Annotated in this window: 17 protein-coding genes; 11 read left to right on the plus strand and 6 right to left on the minus strand. The window is 62.5% G+C overall.

Going from position 1 to position 19,258, the window contains the following annotated elements:
• Positions 1 to 180: 180 nt before the first annotated feature.
• From E0501_RS19480 to E0501_RS19490, 3 genes are all read right to left on the minus strand, one after another.
• Positions 181 to 1,092: a pirin family protein gene (locus E0501_RS19480; protein ID WP_137703089.1), complete on the minus strand. Its 912-nt coding sequence runs from the start codon at positions 1,090 to 1,092 to the stop codon at positions 181 to 183.
• Between the two features lie 104 nt (positions 1,093 to 1,196).
• Positions 1,197 to 1,847, minus strand: a complete 651-nt coding sequence (locus tag E0501_RS19485) for a hypothetical protein (protein WP_235857917.1) — start codon at positions 1,845 to 1,847, stop codon at positions 1,197 to 1,199.
• A 334-nt stretch (positions 1,848 to 2,181) separates the two neighbouring features.
• A complete protein-coding gene (locus E0501_RS19490; RefSeq protein WP_137703090.1) occupies positions 2,182 to 3,354 on the minus strand; it encodes a 4Fe-4S double cluster binding domain-containing protein in 1,173 nt (390 codons plus the stop codon).
• A 19-nt stretch (positions 3,355 to 3,373) separates the two neighbouring features.
• Between E0501_RS19490 and E0501_RS19495 the strand changes: the two genes are divergently transcribed.
• Complete coding sequence (locus E0501_RS19495; RefSeq protein WP_137703091.1) at positions 3,374 to 4,411, plus strand: NAD(P)-dependent oxidoreductase; 1,038 nt, start codon at positions 3,374 to 3,376, stop codon at positions 4,409 to 4,411.
• 8 nt (positions 4,412 to 4,419) lie between these two features.
• Here the strand turns inward: E0501_RS19495 and E0501_RS19500 are convergent, their stop codons facing one another.
• The 3 genes from E0501_RS19500 to E0501_RS19510 are packed head-to-tail and all read right to left on the minus strand — an operon-like array spanning position 4,420 to position 7,102.
• Complete coding sequence (locus E0501_RS19500) at positions 4,420 to 4,983, minus strand: TadE/TadG family type IV pilus assembly protein (RefSeq protein WP_205123522.1); 564 nt, start codon at positions 4,981 to 4,983, stop codon at positions 4,420 to 4,422.
• Positions 4,980 to 5,525, minus strand: coding sequence for a TadE/TadG family type IV pilus assembly protein (locus E0501_RS19505; protein ID WP_137703093.1), 546 nt, complete (start codon positions 5,523 to 5,525; stop codon positions 4,980 to 4,982). Before E0501_RS19505 ends, E0501_RS19500 begins: the two co-directional genes overlap by 4 nt.
• Positions 5,522 to 7,102: a Tad domain-containing protein gene (locus E0501_RS19510; RefSeq protein WP_205123523.1), complete on the minus strand. Its 1,581-nt coding sequence runs from the start codon at positions 7,100 to 7,102 to the stop codon at positions 5,522 to 5,524. Before E0501_RS19510 ends, E0501_RS19505 begins: the two co-directional genes overlap by 4 nt.
• A 407-nt stretch (positions 7,103 to 7,509) precedes the next feature.
• On the opposite strand from E0501_RS19510, the gene E0501_RS19515 reads away from it, so the two are divergent.
• The 10 genes from E0501_RS19515 to dnaG all read left to right on the plus strand — a co-directional run bounded on the left by E0501_RS19515 (position 7,510) and on the right by dnaG (position 19,225).
• Positions 7,510 to 8,940, plus strand: a complete 1,431-nt coding sequence (locus E0501_RS19515) for a Glu/Leu/Phe/Val family dehydrogenase (RefSeq protein WP_137703095.1) — start codon at positions 7,510 to 7,512, stop codon at positions 8,938 to 8,940.
• Positions 8,941 to 9,225: 285 nt separating this feature from the next.
• Positions 9,226 to 9,642 carry a TadE/TadG family type IV pilus assembly protein gene (locus E0501_RS19520; RefSeq protein WP_137703096.1) on the plus strand — a complete coding sequence of 139 codons (417 nt, stop codon included), beginning with the start codon at positions 9,226 to 9,228 and terminating at the stop codon, positions 9,640 to 9,642.
• A gap of 4 nt (positions 9,643 to 9,646) precedes the next feature.
• Complete coding sequence (locus E0501_RS19525) at positions 9,647 to 10,993, plus strand: TadE/TadG family type IV pilus assembly protein (RefSeq protein WP_137703097.1); 1,347 nt, start codon at positions 9,647 to 9,649, stop codon at positions 10,991 to 10,993.
• A 202-nt stretch (positions 10,994 to 11,195) separates the two neighbouring features.
• A complete protein-coding gene (locus tag E0501_RS19530) occupies positions 11,196 to 12,449 on the plus strand; it encodes a sarcosine oxidase subunit beta family protein (protein WP_137703098.1) in 1,254 nt (417 codons plus the stop codon).
• A gap of 53 nt (positions 12,450 to 12,502) precedes the next feature.
• Positions 12,503 to 12,892, plus strand: a complete 390-nt coding sequence (locus E0501_RS19535; protein ID WP_137703099.1) for a hypothetical protein — start codon at positions 12,503 to 12,505, stop codon at positions 12,890 to 12,892.
• Positions 12,893 to 12,914: 22 nt separating this feature from the next.
• Complete coding sequence (locus E0501_RS19540; RefSeq protein WP_137703100.1) at positions 12,915 to 13,187, plus strand: sarcosine oxidase subunit delta; 273 nt, start codon at positions 12,915 to 12,917, stop codon at positions 13,185 to 13,187.
• On the plus strand, positions 13,184 to 16,123 hold the full coding sequence (locus E0501_RS19545; RefSeq protein WP_137703101.1) for a sarcosine oxidase subunit alpha family protein: 2,940 nt from the start codon (positions 13,184 to 13,186) through the stop codon (positions 16,121 to 16,123). The genes E0501_RS19540 and E0501_RS19545 overlap by 4 nt, the downstream gene beginning before the upstream one ends.
• Positions 16,116 to 16,661 carry a sarcosine oxidase subunit gamma gene (locus tag E0501_RS19550; RefSeq protein WP_137703102.1) on the plus strand — a complete coding sequence of 182 codons (546 nt, stop codon included), beginning with the start codon at positions 16,116 to 16,118 and terminating at the stop codon, positions 16,659 to 16,661. The genes E0501_RS19545 and E0501_RS19550 overlap by 8 nt, the downstream gene beginning before the upstream one ends.
• Positions 16,662 to 16,946: 285 nt before the next feature.
• A complete protein-coding gene (locus E0501_RS19555) occupies positions 16,947 to 17,249 on the plus strand; it encodes a hypothetical protein (RefSeq protein WP_137703103.1) in 303 nt (100 codons plus the stop codon).
• Positions 17,250 to 17,284: 35 nt separating this feature from the next.
• Entirely contained in the window at positions 17,285 to 19,225 is a 1,941-nt protein-coding gene (dnaG, locus tag E0501_RS19560; protein ID WP_137703104.1) for a DNA primase, read from the plus strand.
• Positions 19,226 to 19,258 lie beyond the last annotated feature (33 nt).

A 19,258-nucleotide genomic window follows, 5' to 3' on the forward strand; every position in this document is an offset into this window, starting at 1 on the left:
GAATTTCAAAAGGCTGGATCTGCACGTGGCGCGTCCTCCCGGGTCGCAAAAGCGCCCGACGTCGACGCCCCTGCCTGAACCGTGATGTGCCGAACAGGGTAGTCAAACGGTTTCCGGGCCGCATTGGCTCGTGTCAACGCGGCCCGGTCCGGTCCGGGCCTGCGCCTCGGGTGCGCGCGGTTAATGCGCGGGCTTGATGAAGGTGCCGTTCTGAAGCTCGCGGAAGGCCTGTTGCAGCTCTTCGCGGGTGTTCATCACGATCGGGCCGTGCCAGGCCACCGGCTCCTGGATCGGCGCGCCGGAAATCAGCAGGAAGCGCACCCCTTCCTCGCCGGCCTGTACCGTCACCTCGTCGCCGGTGCCAAAGCGGATGAGCGTGCGGTTGCCGCTCATGTCGCGGATGTTCACCTCTTCGCCCATCACTTCCTTTTCCAAGAGCACGCCGGTGGGTTTCGAGGCGTCGGCAAAGGCGCCCGCGCCTTCGAACACATAGGCAAAGGCCCGGCGATAGGTGTCGACCTTGAAGGTCTTCTTCACCCCCGCCGGCACCGAGATATCCAGGTATTGCGGATCGGCGGAGATGCCGTCCACGGGGCCGCGCCTGCCCCAGAATTCGCCGACGACGACGCGCACGCGGGTGCCGTCGTCGTCAATCACCTCGGGGATCTCCTTGGCCTCGACATCCTGGTAGCGCGGCGCGGTCATCTTCAGGCTCGAGGGCAGGTTCGCCCAGAGCTGGAAGCCGTGCATCTGGCCTTGCGCGTTGCCCTTGGGCATCTCCTGGTGCAGGATGCCGGACCCGGCGGTCATCCACTGCACGTCGCCCGCGCCCAGCGTGCCCTTGTTGCCAAGGCTGTCGCCATGCTCCACCGTGCCGGACAGAACATAGGTGATGGTTTCGATGCCGCGATGCGGATGCCAGGGAAAGCCGCGCAGGAAATCCTCGGGGCGTTCGTTGCGGAAATCATCGAAGAGCAAGAACGGATCCAGCTCGCTTGGGTCCTGGAAGCCGAAGGCGCGGTGCAGGTGCACCCCGGCGCCTTCCATCGTGGGCATGGCCTTGCGGGTTTCCAAGGTGGGTCTGAGGGACATGGGCTTTCTCCGTCCTGATCGCGTGTGGAGAACAGATAGGGCGACGGCGGGATTGCGTCTATGTCGCGCGGGGCAGGGGTATTGTGCGCTCTTGCACAGGGGGTTCAGCCTTGGCGGCAATTCGACAGCGATATTTCGCCTTTTTGAACAGGCAACCCGCGCGCGGGGTTCATCATGGCGCTCTGTACGCCTGTAATCGAGCGCATGCACAAATCCGTTGCCGCTTCGCTAAGCGATCTGCCACCAACGTAAATGTCGAGCCAGACCAGACCGCGGTAACCCGAATGACAAGGTCCGTTCTGCGGTTTCGGACCGTCTCCGCAAAGATCTTCCACAATTCCGTACTTTTTAAGTTTCGGGAAATATATGCGCGTACCGACAGGGAAATCAGGCCGACTACGACTGCCGACTTTCTTATGTCCAACAGCAACCGTGACCGGGTCGTCGTAGGTTCCGATGCCGCCGGCATGTTTGTGGATAACCGGGTGGGCAATGCGCGCCGTACCGCGAGGGGTGTTATCCCAGAAGCTGTATCCGGTCAGATAGATTTTCATATGCCGGGGAGGACCAGCCGCGTAGCGCCTTTCAAGTTCACGCGGCGTGTTGGATGTGGAAATGATCGCCTTGCTAACGGTTGGTTCAGCAATATCCCGACCACCTTCGGCCAGGGCAACGCCGCTTGGTATCATCACGAGCGAAAGCGACAAGGACATATTTCTTAGCAGTCTTTTGAAAAAAGAAACGTTGGCAGACATTTGTTTCTCCAGCAGCCATTGTCTTGGCGCCGGACTTCTCAATCTTGGGAAGGCCTAATAGGCAGGTTTCCAGGCAGCCAATGTTTCAGGAGGCGGATCTTGGCGGCGTTTCAGTGCCACTGTTCTCAAAACCAACCTGAGACCTGAGCATCGCGCGTCGCCTCCACGGCAGCTTGGCGGCACAAGGAACGCTAAGATGCGAAACTTGGATACAGGTGGAAGCGTGCGAAACTTTGGCAAGATCGTGGCGACAACTTGGTACTGCGACTAGAGAAGAGGAAAGCTGTGCGCTTTGTTGCCCTGAACCAGAGGCGTAAGTCATCGATGCTGGAGATCAGGGGGCCTGCCACCACTCCGAGGGTTTCACCCGTTTGCCGCGCTTGCGGTCGAGCCAGAGCGCGAGCCTGCGGAACCGCGACAGCGCAAGCCGCAGCCAGAGCCGGTGGCGGGGTTTGCGGAAATCGCGGTTGAACGGGCAGACCCGCATGCAGATCGCGCAGTCCGAGGCCAGTTTCGCCCAGAAGCCAAAGCATTTTTCCGCGTCCGAAGTCCATTTCCGCACGCCGCGGATGGCCGAGATGTTGGGCCCTGCATCCGTTGGCGGGCCATAAGGCAGCGCCTTGACCGGGCAGGCATCGGCGCATTTCGTGCAGATGTCGCAGAATTTCGCCACGCCGGGCCGGCGCGGTGCATCATGGGCTAGCGGCAGCGAGGTGAAGATCTTGGAAAACCGAAGCCGGGGGCCGTATTCCGGCGTGATCACCATCTGGTTGCGGGCATATTCGCCCAGGCCCGCCTGCACCGCGTAGGGAATGGCCAGCCCGGTGTCGTTCATCGAGGCCACCGCCTCGTGGCCGAGATTGCGGATATAGGCGGCAAGCTGCATCACGATCGCGGCCTCGTGGCTGTATTCACGCCCCGTCGCCGCGCCCGCCAGCGCCGAAGGGTAGGTGGCGACCAGGCTTTCCTCCATCTCGTGGCCCAGAACGATGACCGAGGTGATCCCCTGGGGCAGGTCGTTGGGCGCCTCGGAAAAATCGCGCACATCGACGCGGGCGGCGTAGAGCCAGCGCTCGTCGAAGCCGGTGATGCCGCAGAGATCGGCGCCGAAGAACCGCGCGATGCGCTTGATTTCGGCACTCATCGCCGCCGGGTCGTCTACCGCGACCGGCTCGGGCGCCAGCGGCGTGTCGCCCCGGATCGGCGCCTGGAAGCCTTCGCGCACGCCCTCGGCCGCCGAACGCTTCGACACAAGGTCCGAGACATACCAAGCGGCGTTCCTGAGCGCGAAATCGCGCTGGGTGAACCCGTCGCCGCGCCGCGGGGCGGCCTCCATCCGGTAGGAGGCAAAGAACGCATCCGTCTGCCTGCTGCGCACGCTGTCGTCCCAGAAGGCACGGGTGAAAATGTCGTTGCGCTGGGAAAACCGCTCGAACCCGTCGGTGATCTCGATCCCGGCGGCGGTATCGCCATCGCGGCGGGGCGGGGCATTGGACGGCCATGTCATGCGATGACGCTAAACCGGCATGCAAAGCGTCGCAAGCAGGCGGTTTTCGCGCCGGTCTTGCCGCCAGTCTGCGGCGAAAGAGATGGGAGGACGGAACATGAAGATCGGTTTCATCGGGCTGGGCAATGTCGGCGGCAAGCTGGCGGGAAGCCTTCTGCGCAACGGCATGGACCTGGCCGTGCACGATCTCAACCCGGCGCTGGTGGCGGGCTTTGCCGAAAGGGGCGCGCGCACGGCGGACAGTGCGGCGCAGATGATGCAGGACAACGACGTGGTCATCACCTGCCTGCCCAGCCCGGCGGCCTGCGCCGCGGTGATGGAGGAGATGCTGCCGCATATCGGTCCCGGCAAGATCTGGCTGGAAATGTCCACCACCGACGCGGGCGAGGTGACGCGGCTGGGCAAGCGGGTGATCGAGACGGGCGGCGCGGCCGTCGATTGCCCGGTCTCGGGCGGTTGCCACCGGGCGGCCACCGGCAACATCTCGATCTTCGCGGGCTGTGATCGTGCCACGTTTGAGACCGTGTTGCCGATCCTGACCATCCTGGGCCGGCGGGTGCTGCATACCGGCGAACTGGGCTCGGCCTCGACGCTCAAGGTGATGACCAATTACCTCGCCACCGCGAACCTGCTGACGCTGTGTGAGGCGCTGGTGACGATGAAGGCCGCGGGGCTCGACATGGCCACCACCTACGAGGCGATCAAGATCAGCTCGGGCACGTCCTTCGTGCACGAGACCGAAAGCCAGCTGATCCTGTCGGGCTCCCGCTGTGTCGATTTCACCATGGACCTGGTGCTCAAGGATATCGGCCTTTTCCAGAAGATCGCCGAGGACAATGGCGTACCATTGGAAATCAGCCCGCAGATCATCGACATCATGCGCGACGGCCAGGCGCGCTATGGCGAGCGCGCCCAGTCGGACCGCATTATCGAACGGTTGGAAGAGGCTACGGGGCTCAAAGTGCTGGCTGATGGTTTCCCATCCGAATTGGTCGATGACGAGCCCGAGGAGCGTGGTCGGGAAGTTGCGCCGCCGAGCGTTCATTCCTTATCCTAGGCGAAAAACTAAGCGTTGGCGTCATAAAGCAACTGCGGGGCAAAGCGTGGGCGAGTAAAGACGAACGTCTGGATCGTCGACTCGCTCAGCCCGATGTTGAAGGGCGGCTGGTAGTCGGTCCATGTCTCGACCACGATCAGGCGCTCCTCGTCCACCATGCCGGGCAGCTTGTCGTCCCAGTCGCTGGCGTCCTGGGCGGTGATCCCGGAAATTGGGCCGCGGGTTTGCGACCATTCCACGTAATGGTCGTCAGTCTGCTCGTCATAGCGCACCACCGTCACCCGCAGCCGGTGCGGGTTGCCCGAGCGAGTCAGGAAGCCCAGCAGCTCGTGCGTGGTGTCCAGGTAGTCGTCATTGATCGGGTTGGTCTCGCGCGACATCGCGTCCGACACGGTAAAGGCCGCCTTATGCGCTGCGCCGGTATAGCGGTAGGCGTCAAAGAATGTGTAAAGCGCGCAATAGGCCCAGAACAGGGCCGGCAGCATGATCACAGCCTCAACCGTGACCGAACCGCGGGTCTCGGCGGCAAAGGCGCCCAGGCGGGCACGAAACAGGCGAAGGGGGCTCATCATCCGCGCGGCTCCTGTACAAAGGCCGAAGTGGCGAACATCGCCGCGTTACCCGCGCCATCCTTGTTCAGGTGATAGCCCAGGCCAGCGGTCGGAATGACCGGCGAGAACACGTAACATGCCCGCATCAGCATCATCTGGTTCGATCGGCCATGCACGAAACTGCGCAGCGGCGTGACCTCTTCGGAATGGTCGATGCAGTCGGCTTCGGCCTGGGGCGGCGTGTAGTTGCGCGGATCGACCAGGATCATCTCGAGCCGCAGGTTGTCCGTGCAGCTGGGCAGAACGCCGGCAAAATCGCAGATCGCCTGCTTGATCTCGTCGTGGGACGGCTCCTCGCCGGTGCCCAGCCGGATGTCGCGCACCGCCATGTCCAGCCCGCGCTCCAGCATCGAGTGGCGGAAACTGATCATGCCCAGCTCGACCGCCGACAGGAACAGCGTCACGAAGATCGGGAACATGATCGCGAATTCCACCGTCGCGGTGCCGCGCTCGTCGCGGCGCCAGCGGCGCAGCTTGCGGGGGATGTCGGCAAAGCGCATCATTGGGTCAGCCTCAGTTGTGCGATCGACACGGCGATGGCCTGGAACGTGTCGGTGATGTTCGTGCCGTTCGCATCGAAGAAGTGGCTGGGCGAGCTGGCGCAAGCGCGCAGCTGGTCATTGCCGTTCACTGTCGCCTCGAAGCCGATAGAATAGACCATCACGCCGTTGTCCTTGGCCGCGCGACAGATGTTCTGCAGCCGGATGTCTTTCTCGGTGCCGGGGTTGATGTCCGGCATGTTCGTATACCAGTCGGACCAGGCGATGCTCGAAGATGACCCCTGCGCTTGATACATCGGGCCGTAATTGTACCGGGCGTTCGTCGCGACCGAGTTGTAAGCCCAGAGCTCATCGTAATCGAGGCGCTGAGCTGTATCGCTACCCGACAGATGGTTGCCGTAGGCCTTAGTGTTCCAGGTCCTGTCATGCACCCAGAAGAACCGGTCACGCCCGCCGTTCCAGATCGAGATGCGGCCGGTCGCCGTGTCCACGTAGATATCCGAGTTCCCGTCGCGCTTGTCATCGGGCAGCATGTACTGGTTGGTGTTCTGGCCGTCGGTCATCACCACGATCACCTTCAGGATATCCGGCGCGGTGTAGCTGACCGGGCGGCCGACGTTGATGGCGCCCACATGCCCACCGTCGATCAGGTTCTGGATGACGCCTTGCGTGCCGGGGTCCAGCAACGCCGCGGCCCATTTCATCCCGATATCGATTGACGTGTTGCCATAGGCGCTGAGCGCGGTGATCTTGTTCTTCAGCGTGGTGGCATCAGTCTCCATCACGGTGATTTCCGAACCTGTCTGCGTGTTGCAGACCGGTGTTGGCATGTCGCTGGCCTGCGGCGGCCAGCTTCCCGTCGCATACGAGAACATGTCGAAATGCGCCGTCTGTTCGTAAGTGTGGTTCGTCGGCATTGCCGTCGTGTTGAAGTCGGCGGCCTCGAAGTTCAGGCAGTACGACATGTCGTGATCGTCGCTCACGTTATACTCGCCCAGCAGAGCCGCGCCCGCGTTGACCTGCGTGTTGTAGGGGATGATTGATACCGAAACGTCGCCAGCCTCGGTCAGGCTCGTGACCGTGTCGATGAATTCGCGCGCGGCCGGCTTGAGATTGATCAGGCGATCGTTCCAGTTCATCGAGCCCGAGATATCCAGCACCAGCGCGATCTCGATGCCTTCGATCTTTTCCTCGGCGCCTGCGACGGCCGGGGTGATCAGGGTGTCGACCCCCATCATGTGCATGAACTGGGTCTGCATCGGCATCGTCGCCGTGGCATCCACCATGCGGTAATTCAGCCCGTCGGCCACGTTCGGATCGCTCAGGGTGACATCGTCGAACCCCGCGGTGGACATGTAATCCTGCACCACCGATACCGGGTCCAGTTCCTGCTGCATGTCGGCGGCGGCCAGTACGGCGCGGTCCAGCGTCGCCTGCAGCCGCGTGCGCTGCATTTCATAGCGCATCAGGTCCACCCCGATGCCCGCGATCAGCAGGATGATCAGGAAGAAGAAGATCGAAAAGGCGATCATCACGCCACTTTCGTCGCGCGCAAACCGCCTGACCCTCGTACGGGCCATGCCACGACCGTTTTCGGAACACGACGTGTTCCGGGCCGAAATCCGGTGCTTTGCAGGTTCAAGCATACTCTCACCCTGGTCCAAACTGCGTCGACCCACCCACGGTCGATACGCATTAATCCGAGTATCTATATGATCGTGGAACATGGCAGAAATTAGTCAAAAACAGGGAGTTAATAGCGCCATTGTCAGGGCGCGGCGGGTAATCCCGCCGGTGCCGCGCGGATTGTCACGGGTATTCGGACAATTGGAATCGAATGTGTCGCGCCGGGTGTGTCGATGAGTCGGGCGGGCCCGTGTTTCTTCAGCACTTGGAAACCCGGATTTGCAATTCTGCGCGAAGGTGCGACATTTTGTACCCCACGGGTGCGAGTCGCGTCCGAAATTTGTGCAAACAGGAGGCCTGCATGTCCCCCGCAAACGAGCCGAGTTTCCGCGAAAGCGTGGATCTGATGTTTAACCGCGCTGTCGCAATCATGGACCTGCCGCCCGGCTTGGAAGAAAAGATTAGGGTTTGCAACGCCACCTATACCGTGCGCTTCGGTGTGCGCCTGCGCGGCCAGATCCATACCTTCACCGGTTATCGCTCGGTTCATTCCGAACACATGGAGCCGGTCAAGGGCGGTATTCGCTTCGCCACCGCCGTCAACCAGGACGAGGTCGAGGCGCTGGCTGCGCTGATGACCTATAAATGCGCGCTGGTGGAAACGCCGTTCGGCGGCTCGAAGGGGGGGCTCTGCATCGACCCGCGCGAATGGGACGAGCACGAGCTCGAACTGATCACGCGCCGTTTCGCCTATGAGCTGGTCAAGCGCGACCTGATCCACCCGGCCCAGAACGTGCCCGCCCCCGACATGGGCACCGGCGAACGTGAAATGGCCTGGATCGCCGACCAGTTCGCCCGGATGAACACCACCGACATCAACAGCCGCGCCTGCGTGACCGGCAAGCCGCTGAACGCCGGCGGCATTGCCGGCCGGGTCGAGGCGACGGGCCGCGGCGTGCAATACGCCCTGCGCGAGTTTTTCCGCCACCCCGAGGACGTCAAGAAGGCGAACCTGTCGGGCTCGCTCGACGGCAAGCGGGTGATCGTCCAGGGCCTGGGCAACGTGGGCTACCATGCGGCCAAGTTCCTCCAGCAGGAGGATGGCGCCATCGTCACCGGCATCATCGAACGTGACGGTGCGCTGTTCAATCCCGATGGGCTCGATGTCGAGGCGGTGCATGCCTGGCTGGCCAAGCATGGCGGTGTCGCCGGCTTCCCCGATGCCACCCACACCGCCGAGGGCGCCGCCGTTCTGGAAGAGGACTGCGATATCCTGATCCCCGCCGCTCTCGAAGCGGTGATCACGCTGGACAATGCCGCGCGGATCAAGGCGCCGCTGATCATCGAGGCCGCCAACGGCCCTGTCACCGCCGGGGCCGACGAGGTGCTGCGCAAGAAGGGCACGATCATCATCCCCGACATGTATGCGAATGCCGGCGGCGTGACCGTGTCCTATTTCGAATGGGTCAAGAACCTCAGCCATATCCGTTTCGGCCGGATGCAGCGCCGCCAGGAAGAGGCGCGCCACCAGCTTGTCGTCGACGAGCTGGAGCGGCTCGATCGCTATCTCGGCGATGCCTGGACCCTGCGGCCCGAGTTCAAGGACAAATACCTGCGCGGCGCCGACGAGCTCGAACTCGTGCGCTCGGGCCTCGATGACACGATGCGCACCGCCTACCAGTCGATGCGCGAGGTCTGGCACGACCGCGATGATGTCGACGATCTTCGCGTCGCCGCCTATCTAGTCGCGATTGACCGTGTCGCAGCCTCCTACCGCGCAAAGGGGCTTTGAAGCTTTATCTGATGCAGTGTCGGTAGAAAATGACTAAGCGAGCTTTTGCCACGGTCTCCAGGAGGGACCTTGAATTATGCTTGGGAATTGGCTGCCGAAGCGTCCTTTTTTTGCCTTATTTGCGCTTTTTCGATCTGGAATTAGGCAGGATTGTGTCAAGGTGCGCCACGCAATTTCCCCAGATGCTAAAAAAAATCTCTATTCGGTCTGAAACGCGCCACAAACCCCTCGTAGTTTCCTGGAAAGTCAAGTCGCGTCCCTGCGCAGGAGGCTCAGGAAACGAAAATGCACACTCTGGTAAAGAAAATCAGTCAATGGCCTCGCCGGTTTTGGCAATCGGAGTCCGGCAGTCAGACGATTGAGTTCGTTATCTGGATGCCGATTTTCGTATTCATCATCATAATAACGATGAACGTTTCGATGGTGTTCTACAAAGAGTCGCAGATGCTTCGCATCGTGCAGGATGCAAACCGGTCCTTCTCAATGGGGCGCATCCGAACGGAGGCGGGTGTTATTGAATACGTGGCTGAAAAAATCGCGTACATGAACGTTAACCCCACGATAAGTACAGACCTTTCCAGTGGGATCATCACAACACAATTGTCAGTGCCGGCGACTGAATTGATGCCGTTCACTCTCTTAGACGACTATTTTTCGGAAACGAAGATAGGCGTGAGTTCGAGCCACTTTGTGGAGTACTGAAGATATGCCCAAATTTTTCTGCTCAATCCTGTGCAGCTTCCGCCGCGACGAGCGGGGAACTACAACGATCTTGTCGCTGTTCCTTGTGCTGATAGCGTCGATACTGAGCGGTTTGGCGATTGATTTCAACAATGGGATGGCGCGTCAAACTCGTATGAAGGCCGCCACCGAATCCGTTGCACATGCGGCCCTGTACAACCGAGAGTTGAATTCGCAGAGTTATGCCCTTGCCCAGGCGATGGATGTTGCAGCGAAAGTGCTCCCAACGGATATTCACGGGGACGCGCTCAAAACAAGCGATATTGATTTCGGAACATGGGACCCAGTGACGGAGACATTCAAGATTGAAGAGTCTTCGCGTGACGCAGTGCGTGTGGTCGCAACACGAAGTGGGGCACGCGGCAACGCGGTTTCGACCTTTCTTCTGAAAATCATCGGTTTCGATGCCTTCGATTTGGAACGTTACACCGTCTATGAAACGTTTATCCCAACCTGCTTCCGCGAAGGGTTTGTCGCCGAGGACGTCATCAACGTGACGTCGAGTAATACATACAAGTCCTACTTCTGTCTGCACTCAAATACGTACGTCTCGGTCAACAGCTACAACGTGTTTGAGGCTGGGTCGATCGTTTCGATGCCGGATACCGATCAGCTTGTGTTGCCCAGCGATGGGTTTGAAACCAATGAAGGACTTGAACAGGCATTGCGCGAGGGTGGATATCAAATCCGAATTCTCGATCGTATCGACGAAATTTCAGAGGGCGTGGGAGATTCTACTTCACCTTATTACAGAAGCTATATCAGCAACAGCACGCCGGTTTCGGTTGACAGGCAACAGAAGCTCGATGACACAGTATTCCTCCCTGGGAGAATATACGAAATCAACTGTACGTCGTCTGGGCAGTCTGCCAAAATTCACGCTGCAACGAAATTGAGCAAAGTGGTCATAAGAACCAATTGCAATCTTGCGCTAGGTGAAAACGTTAGCCTCGAAGACGCAGTCATTATCAACTCAAACACTGCCGAAAAATCGGTGACTGGTGCTTCGGGTGTACGCCTCGGTCGTGATGATAGCTGTGCTGTTGGAGGCGACGCGCAAATTGTAACCTATGGTGGAGTAGAATTCCCGCAATACCTCAGCATGTACGGAGGCCAGATCATTGCGCAAGGCAACGTTCAGTTTTCGTCTGACGCGAATGGTATCGAAGGCGCTTCCATCATATCGGGCGGGACAATCTCCGGCACAACAGACATGGTTATGGCATTCTGCAACACGGCTGGGATGGAAAACAATTTCAATGCTCAATATTTTCGGATCGCACAAAGCGAAGCATTGTCCGTGTCCGACTGAAATAGTTTGGGCTAACACGCTCAACCTTTGCCGCTAAGTTTCGTATTGGTTGCAAACGATTAAATCAATGGTCCGGTCGCTTTGTCGCGCCCGGGCCAGTTTCTGTCGAAAACCTTGGTTGCAGTGCCGTGGACGGCTGATAACCTGCCCCCGACAGGCGGGCCGTGCAGGCCCGCCGCGATGGTGACGACAGGGGGCAGCGATGCGCTTTTCCGCGCTCAAGATCATCCGCGAAGGGCTGACCGGCAACAAGGGCTGGACCCCGCATTGGCGCGATCCCGAACCCAAATCGGAATATGATGCGATCGTCATCGGCGGCGGCGGGCATGGCCTCTCGACCGCCTATTACTTGGCGAAAAACCACGGGATGACCAACATCGCCGTGCTGGAAAAGGGCTATCTCGGCGGCGGCAACGTGGGCCGCAACACCACCATCGTGCGCGCCAACTACTTCCTGCCCGGCAATTCCGAGTTCTACTCCCACTCGCTCAAGCTCTGGGAAGGGCTTGAGGAGGACCTCAATTACAACGTGATGCATTCGCAGCGCGGCATCATCAACTTGTTCCATTCCGACGGCCAGCGCGACGCGGCGGCCCGGCGCGGCAACGCGATGATCAACCAGGGCGACGACGCGATCCTGCTGGATCGCGAAGGTGTGCGCAAAATGCTGCCCTATCTCGATTTCGACAATGCGCGTTTCCCGATCTACGGCGGGCTCTACCACCCGCGCGGCGGCACCGCCCGCCACGATGCGGTGGCCTGGGGCTATGCCCGCGGCGCCGATCAGCGCGGCGTCGACCTGATCCAGAATTGCGAGGTGACGGGCATCGACATCGAGAACGGCAAGGTGACCGGCGTGCAGACCACCCGCGGCGCGATCCGCGCGAAAAAGGTCGGCATGGTCGTCGCCGGCCGCTCGGGCCAGGTGGCGGCGATGGCCGGTATGCGCCTGCCGATCGAAAGCCACGTTTTGCAGGCCTTCGTCACCGAGGGTCTGAAACCGGTGATCGACCACGTGGTGACCTTTGGAATGGGCCATTTCTATATCAGCCAGTCCGACAAGGGCGGGTTGGTTTTCGGCGGCGATATCGACTTCTACGCCTCCTATGCGCAGCGCGGCAACCTGCCCACCGCCGAACACGTGATCGAGGCCGGCATGACCCTGATGCCGATGATCGGCAAGGCGAAGATGCTGCGCAGCTGGGGCGGGATCATGGACATGTCACCCGACGGCTCGCCCATCATCGACCGCACCCATATCGAGGGGCTCTACCTGAATACCGGCTGGTGCTATGGCGGGTTCAAGGCAGTGCCGGCCTCCGGCTGGTGCATGGCCCACCTGATGGCCACCGACACCCCGCACGAGGTTGCCGCGCGCTACCGGCTCGACCGGTTCGAGACGGGCAGGGGCCTTCTCGATGAAGAGGGCACCGGCTCTCAGCACAACCTGCACTGAGTAAAGCCCAAGGAGGATTGCCCGTGTTTTCCCTGTTCCGACATGTCCTTGCCGTGGCGCTGGCTGCCTGCGTTCTGCTGACGCCGGTTTCAGCAAGGGAAAAGGCGTCCAGCCCTCAGCTTCAGATGATCATCGAAGCTGTCGTTGCCAACGCCAAGAGGGGCGAGGGCAAGCTGATTGCCGACGGTATCGTGCTGCGCAAGGTGCGCCAGCATGGTGATATCGTGATGTTCGATATGACGGTGGTCGATCCGGTGATGCTGGCTTATGCGCGCGGGCAACAGGCCAATTTCCAGCAGATCGCCATCAAGGACATGGGGCGGAAATTTTGCCGCCGTGGCACGGGTACCCGCAAATTCGTCGATATGGGCGGCGAGATTCAGGTCGTGTTCTACGGTGCCCGCCGCGAGATGCTGGCCGGTGGCCGGCTGACGCGGTGCTAGGCCCGGGAAAGGAAACAATCAGATGCGCATAAACTGTCCCCATTGCGGCCCCCGCGACCGGCGCGAATTCACCTACCAGGGTGATGCGCTGGCACTCGACCGTCCCGATCCCGAGGCCGGGCCGGACGTGTGGAACGACTATATCCACAATCGCGACAACCCCGCCGGCCCCACGCGCGAGCTCTGGTATCATGAAACCGGCTGCGCGGCGTGGCTCGTGGTGACGCGCGATACCGTCACGCATGACATCCACGCGGTCGAGCTGGCCAGCGCGGTGAAAGGGGCGGGCAAATGAGGATCAGCGGCAGCCATAATGGCGGGGGTCTCATCGACCGCGGCAAACCCCTGCGCTTTACCTTCGACGGCCATTCCTACCAGGGCTTTGCCGGCGACACACTCGCCTCGGCGCTTCTGGCCAACGATATCCGCATGGTCGCGCGCAGCTTCAAGTATCACCGCCCGCGCGGGATCATGACCGCCGGGTCCGAAGAGCCCAACGCGCTGGTGACACTGGGCACCGGCGCCGCGCAGGAACCCAACCTCCGCGCCACCACGCTCGAACTTCACGACGGGCTCGCGGCGCACTCGCAGAACCGCTGGCCCAGCCTTGACTGGGACCTGCTGGCGCTCAACGATCTGGCCGCGCCCTTCTTCGGCGCGGGCTTTTATTACAAGACCTTCATGTGGCCGCGCGCCTTCTGGGAAAAACTCTACGAACCGGCGATCCGCCGTGCCGCGGGGCTTGGCGCGCTCTCCGGCCAGCCCAACGCGGACCGCTATGAAAAGGCCTTTGCCCATTGCGACCTGCTGGTAGTCGGCGCCGGGCCCGCGGGCCTGATGGCCGCGCTCACCGCCGCGCGGGCGGGCGCCGACGTGATCCTGGCCGATGAAGACACGGTCATGGGCGGGCGTCTGAATGCCGAGAACGAAGAGGTCGGCGGCCAGCCCGGACGCGAATGGGCCGCTGGCTTGGTGGCCGAACTGGCGGAAATGGACAATGTCCGCCTGATGCCCCGCACCGCTGTCACCGGCGTGTTCGATGGCGGCACCTATGGCGCGCTGGAACGGGTTTCGATGCATGTCGCCAGCCCCGGCCAGGCCCCGCGCGAATGTTTCTGGCGCATAGTCGCGCGCCGCGCGATCCTCGCCGCCGGCAGCCTCGAACGCCCCGTCGCGTTTCAGAACAATGACCGCCCCGGCATCATGATGGCCGGCGCCGTGCGCGCCTATCTCAACCGCTGGAACGTGGCGCCGGGCCGCTCGGTCGCGGTGTTCGGCAACAACGACAGCGCGCATCGCACCGCCGCCGATCTCATCGCCGCCGGCATCAACGTCGCCGCCCTGATCGACGCGCGCCCGGGCGCGAAAACCGATCTCGACGTGCCGTTCTACCACGGCCAGGTCTGCGGCTCGGAGGGGCGCAAGGGGCTCGAAGCCGTCTCGATCGCCACCCAGTCGGGCATCGAGAAGGTGCAGGCCGATTGCCTGGCCGTCTCGGGCGGCTGGAACCCGACGCTGCATATTGCCTGCCACATGAACGGCCGGCCCGCATGGGACGAAAAGATCGTCGCCTTCGTGCCGAAACCGGGCATGGTCCCCGGCCTTGCCGCCGCCGGATCGGCCAACGGCGCGTTTTCCACCGCGCAATGCCTCGCCCAGGGGGCCGACGCCGCGCAAGAGGCGCTTGCCGATCTGGGCCTCAAGCCCGCAAAGCCCGAGATCCCGCAGGCCGAGGATGACCCCTATTCCATCACCGCGCTCTGGTCCGTGCCCGGCAAGGGCCGCGCCTGGCTCGACTTCCAGAACGACGTCACCGTCAAGGATGTGAACCTCGCAGCCAGGGAATCCTACGCGTCCGTTGAGCACATGAAGCGCTACACCACCCAGGGCATGGCGCCCGACCAGGGCAAGAACTCCAACGTCAACGCGCTCGCCATCCTGGCCGATGCCACCGGGCGCAGCATTCCCGAAACCGGCACCACTACCTACCGCCCGCCCTTCGTGCCGCTGACTATGGCCGCGATCGGCGCGGGCGCGCAGGGCAAGGGCTTCGCGCCGCAGCGTTTCACCACCTCGCACGCCGCCACGGAGGAGGCCGGCGCGCCGATGATCGAGGCGGGGCTCTGGTACCGGCCCAGCTATTTCCCGGCCCCCGGCGAAACGCATTGGCGCCAGTCCTGCGATCGCGAAGTGGGCTATGTCCGCAATGCCGTCGGCATCTGCGATGTCTCCACCCTGGGCAAGATCGACATTCAGGGCCCCGACGCCCCCGAATTCCTCGATTTCGTCTATACGAACATGTTTTCCACGCTCAAGGTCGGCCGCACCCGCTATGGGCTGATGCTGCGCGAAGACGGGCACGTGATGGACGATGGCACCACCGCGCGGCTCTCCGAACATCACTACCTGATGACCACCACCACGGCCGCCGCCGGGCAGGTCATGCGCCACCTTGAGCTCGTCCGCCAGGGCCTGCGCCCCGATCTCGACGTGCAGATCATCTCGGTGACCGAGCAATGGGCGCAATTCGCCGTTGCCGGCCCGAAATCGCGCGAGCTTCTGAACGGGCTGCTGGATGCGCCGATCGACGATGAAAGCTTCCCCTTCATGGGCTGCGGCGACATCACGCTTGGCGGCGTCGCGGGGCGGCTCTTCCGCATCTCGTTCTCGGGCGAACATGCCTATGAAATCGCCGTGCCCGCGCGCTTCGGCGACAGCCTTTTCCGCACGCTCAAGTCCAGGGCCGAGGCGCTGGGCGGCGGCGCCTACGGGATGGAGGCGCTCAACGTGCTCAGGATCGAAAAGGGCTTCATCACCCATTCCGAGATCCACGGCCGCACCACCGCCTTCGATGTCGGGCTGCAGGGCATGATGTCGAAGAAAAAGGATTTTATCGGCAAGACGGCCTCGCAACGGCCCGGGCTGATGGACGAAGACCGCGAACGCCTTGTCGGCCTCAAACCCACCGGCGCGGTGAAACAGCTCACCGCCGGGGCGCATCTTTTCAACGACGGGGCCGAGGCCACGCGCGAAAACGACCAGGGCTATGTCACCTCGGTCGGCTTCTCGCCCACGCTGGGCCATTTCATCGGGCTTGGTTTCCTCAAACGCGGGCCCGAGCGGATCGGCGAAACCGTCCGCATGGTCGATCACCTGCGCGGTGTGGAAACCACCTGCGAGGTCTGCAACCCGGTCTTCTTTGACCCGGAAGGAGGGCGCGCCCGTGACTGATCTTCTTGCCAAATCCCCCTGCGACGGGCTCCTGCCGCTGACCATCGGCAGCGTCACTGTGACCGAGATCGCGTTTGATGCGATCACCTCGCTCGCGCCGTTCAAGGGACAGGAGAGCGCCGTCTCGGACGCGCTCAAGGTGCAGATGGGCGCGGCGTTTCCGAAACCGAACCGCACCACCGGTAAGGCGCACGCCCGCGCGGTCTGGTCCGGGGTCGGACAGGCGCTGGTGCTGGGCCCGCCGCTGGCGCCGATCCCCGGCGCGGCGATGACCGACCAGACCGATGCCTGGACCTGCGTCGCGCTGGAAGGCGACGGTGCGCGCGACGTGCTGGCGCGGCTCACCCCGCTCGATCTGCGGCCATCGGTGTTCAAACAGGGCCACGCCGCGCGCACCGAAATCGCGCATATGGGCGGCGTTCTCATGCGCACGGGCGAAAACCGTTACGGGCTCATGGTGTTCAGGTCGATGGCGGCGACGCTGGTGCATGATCTGGAAATTGCGATGCAATCGGTCGCGGCGCGGGGTCGCCTCTGATCCCGCGCATGCAGGCGCAGGTTTCGATGTTGTCAACGCACCGTCCCGGCGGGTGTCAAGCGTGCGCTGGGTTCACCCCCGCATGTCGTGGGCGCAGCGCGCGCCGTATTTACTGAATATCGGGTTAAGAAATGCCGCGCTGCGGCGGTGCACGGATGTCAGCCGGATGTCAGCCGCGCGTCACCCCCCGGTTTTTGCCGCGCCGCCGCGCCTTTAACCCCGCCGTGCGCTGCTCCATATTATGCGGTAAAACAAACCTGATCCGAATCCCCTGCAGGAGGTCTCATGCGCCGTATTCTTACCGCTCTCACGATCCTGTCCATGGCCGCGCCGGCCTTGGCGGAAACCCAGAAGGAACGCGAGAAGCGTTGCGCCGCACAGGGCGAGATCGTTTCCCAAGCGGTTGAAATGCGTAAGAAATTCCGCTCCGAGGCGAAGGCCAAAACGGCCATTCTCGAAACCATAGACGAGGGCATGGCCCCCGCCGTGCCGTTCCTCGTCGGCTTCGTCTACACACTCAACCGCAAGGACCTGAAACAGGACGTGCCCGCCGCCTTCATCGAACAATGCAACGCCTACAAACCGTAAGGAGCTGAATTTTCGCAGAAAATTCGTAATCGCCCATGTCGCTGCCGCCCGGTTTCCTTGATGAACTGCGCACCCGCACCTCGCTCTCCCAGGTGGTCGGGCGCAAGGTCATGTGGGACATGCGCAAATCCAACCAGGCCAAGGGCGACATGTGGGCGCCTTGCCCGTTCCATCAGGAAAAAACCGCGTCTTTTCATGTAGATGACCGCAAGGGATTCTACTATTGCTTCGGCTGCCATGCCAAGGGCGATGCCGTCTCCTTCGTCCGCGAAACCGAGAATGTCGGCTTCATGGAGGCGGTGGAAATCCTCGCCCACGAGGCCGGCATGCAGATGCCCGCCCGCGACCCGCAGGCGCAGGAAAAGGCCGACCGCCGGTCTGAGCTGGCCGAGGTGATGGAGCAGGCGGTGCAGTTTTTCCGCCTGCAACTGCGCACCGGCGCCGCCGGCCCGGCCCGCGAATATATCGAGCAAAAACGGGGGCTTGACCAGGCGGCTCAGGACCGGTTCGAGATCGGTTTCGCGCCCGATGGCTGGCAGAACCTGTGGGATCACCTGCGCGGCAAGGGCGTGGCGGAACAGCTCATTCTCGATGCCGGCCTGGCCAAGCCCTCGACCCGCGAGGGCGGCAAACCCTATGACACGTTCCGCAACCGGATCATGTTCCCGATCCGGGATCCGCGCGGCCGCTGCATCGCCTTCGGCGGCCGGGCGATGGACCCCAACGATAACGCCAAGTATCTGAATTCACCCGAAACTCTGCTCTTCGACAAGTCCCGCACGCTCTACAATCACGGCCCCGCGCGCGAGGCCGCGGGGCGCGGCGCGCCGCTCATCGTGGCCGAAGGCTACATGGACGTGATTGCCCTCTCGGAGGCCGGTTTCGGCGCCACCGTCGCGCCCCTGGGCACCGCCGTCACCGAGCACCAGTTGCAGATGCTCTGGCGCATCGCGCCCGAACCCATCATCGCGCTCGACGGCGACACTGCCGGCCTGCGCGCCGCCATGCGGGTGATCGACCTCGCCCTGCCGCTTCTCGAGGCGGGCCAGTCGCTGCGCTTTGCCCTCATGCCCGAGGGGAAAGACCCCGACGACGTGATCCGCCAGAGCGGGGCAGGGGCCGTTCAGAAGCTGCTCGACCAGGCCATCCCGATGGTCAACCTCCTGTGGCAGCGCGAGACGGAAGGCCGCGACTTCGACAGCCCCGAACGCAAGGCGGCGCTGGATAAGGCCTTGCGCGAAAAGATAAAACTGATCCGCGATCCCTCGATCCGCCAGCATTACGGCCAGGCGATCAAGGAGATGCGCTGGCAGCTGTTCAATCCCCGCCGCGAATGGACGCCGCGTGGCAAGTGGCGCCCCGAGCCACAGGTGCAGACCGCGACCAAGTCGTCGCTTCTGGTGGCCGCCGGCGATGCCGCGCAGGACCATCTGCGCGAGGCGGTGATCCTTGCCGTGCTGATTTCCGAACCGTCGATCGCGCCCGAGTTCGAGGCCCAGGTCGAAGCGATGAGCTGTCTGGATCCCGACCACGACGCCCTGCGCAACCGCATGCTGCGCCTCCTGGCCGAAGATACTGCCCCGGGGCCCGAGGCAATGTCTGCGGAACTGGGCGAGGCGGCGCTTGAAAAACTCTTCGCCCAGCCCCATCTCCGCGTCGTGCCCGCCCTGCGCCATGCCGGCGATACCGATCTCGCGCGGATGACCGTCTCCGAGGAGCTTGCCAAGCTCGAAGCGATCCGCGGCCTCAAGGCCGAGATCGACGAGGCCGCGGAGGATCTCTCAGGCCCCGCCGACGAGGCCCTGACCTGGCGCCTGGGGCAGGCCGCCGAAGCCCGCAACCGTGCCACACACGGCCAGCAGGAGGACAAGACGGAATACGACGTGGGAGACAACGGGCTGCGAATCAACCGTGACGAACGCAGCGCTTTTGACGCCCTTTTGGAGAAGATCACCAATGCCAAACGGCAACGCTAGCGCGTTTTGGTGAGGAATAGGTAAAGAAAACAG

Source organism: Marimonas lutisalis (assembly GCF_005434965.1).
Lineage (GTDB): Bacteria > Pseudomonadota > Alphaproteobacteria > Rhodobacterales > Rhodobacteraceae > Marimonas_A > Marimonas_A lutisalis.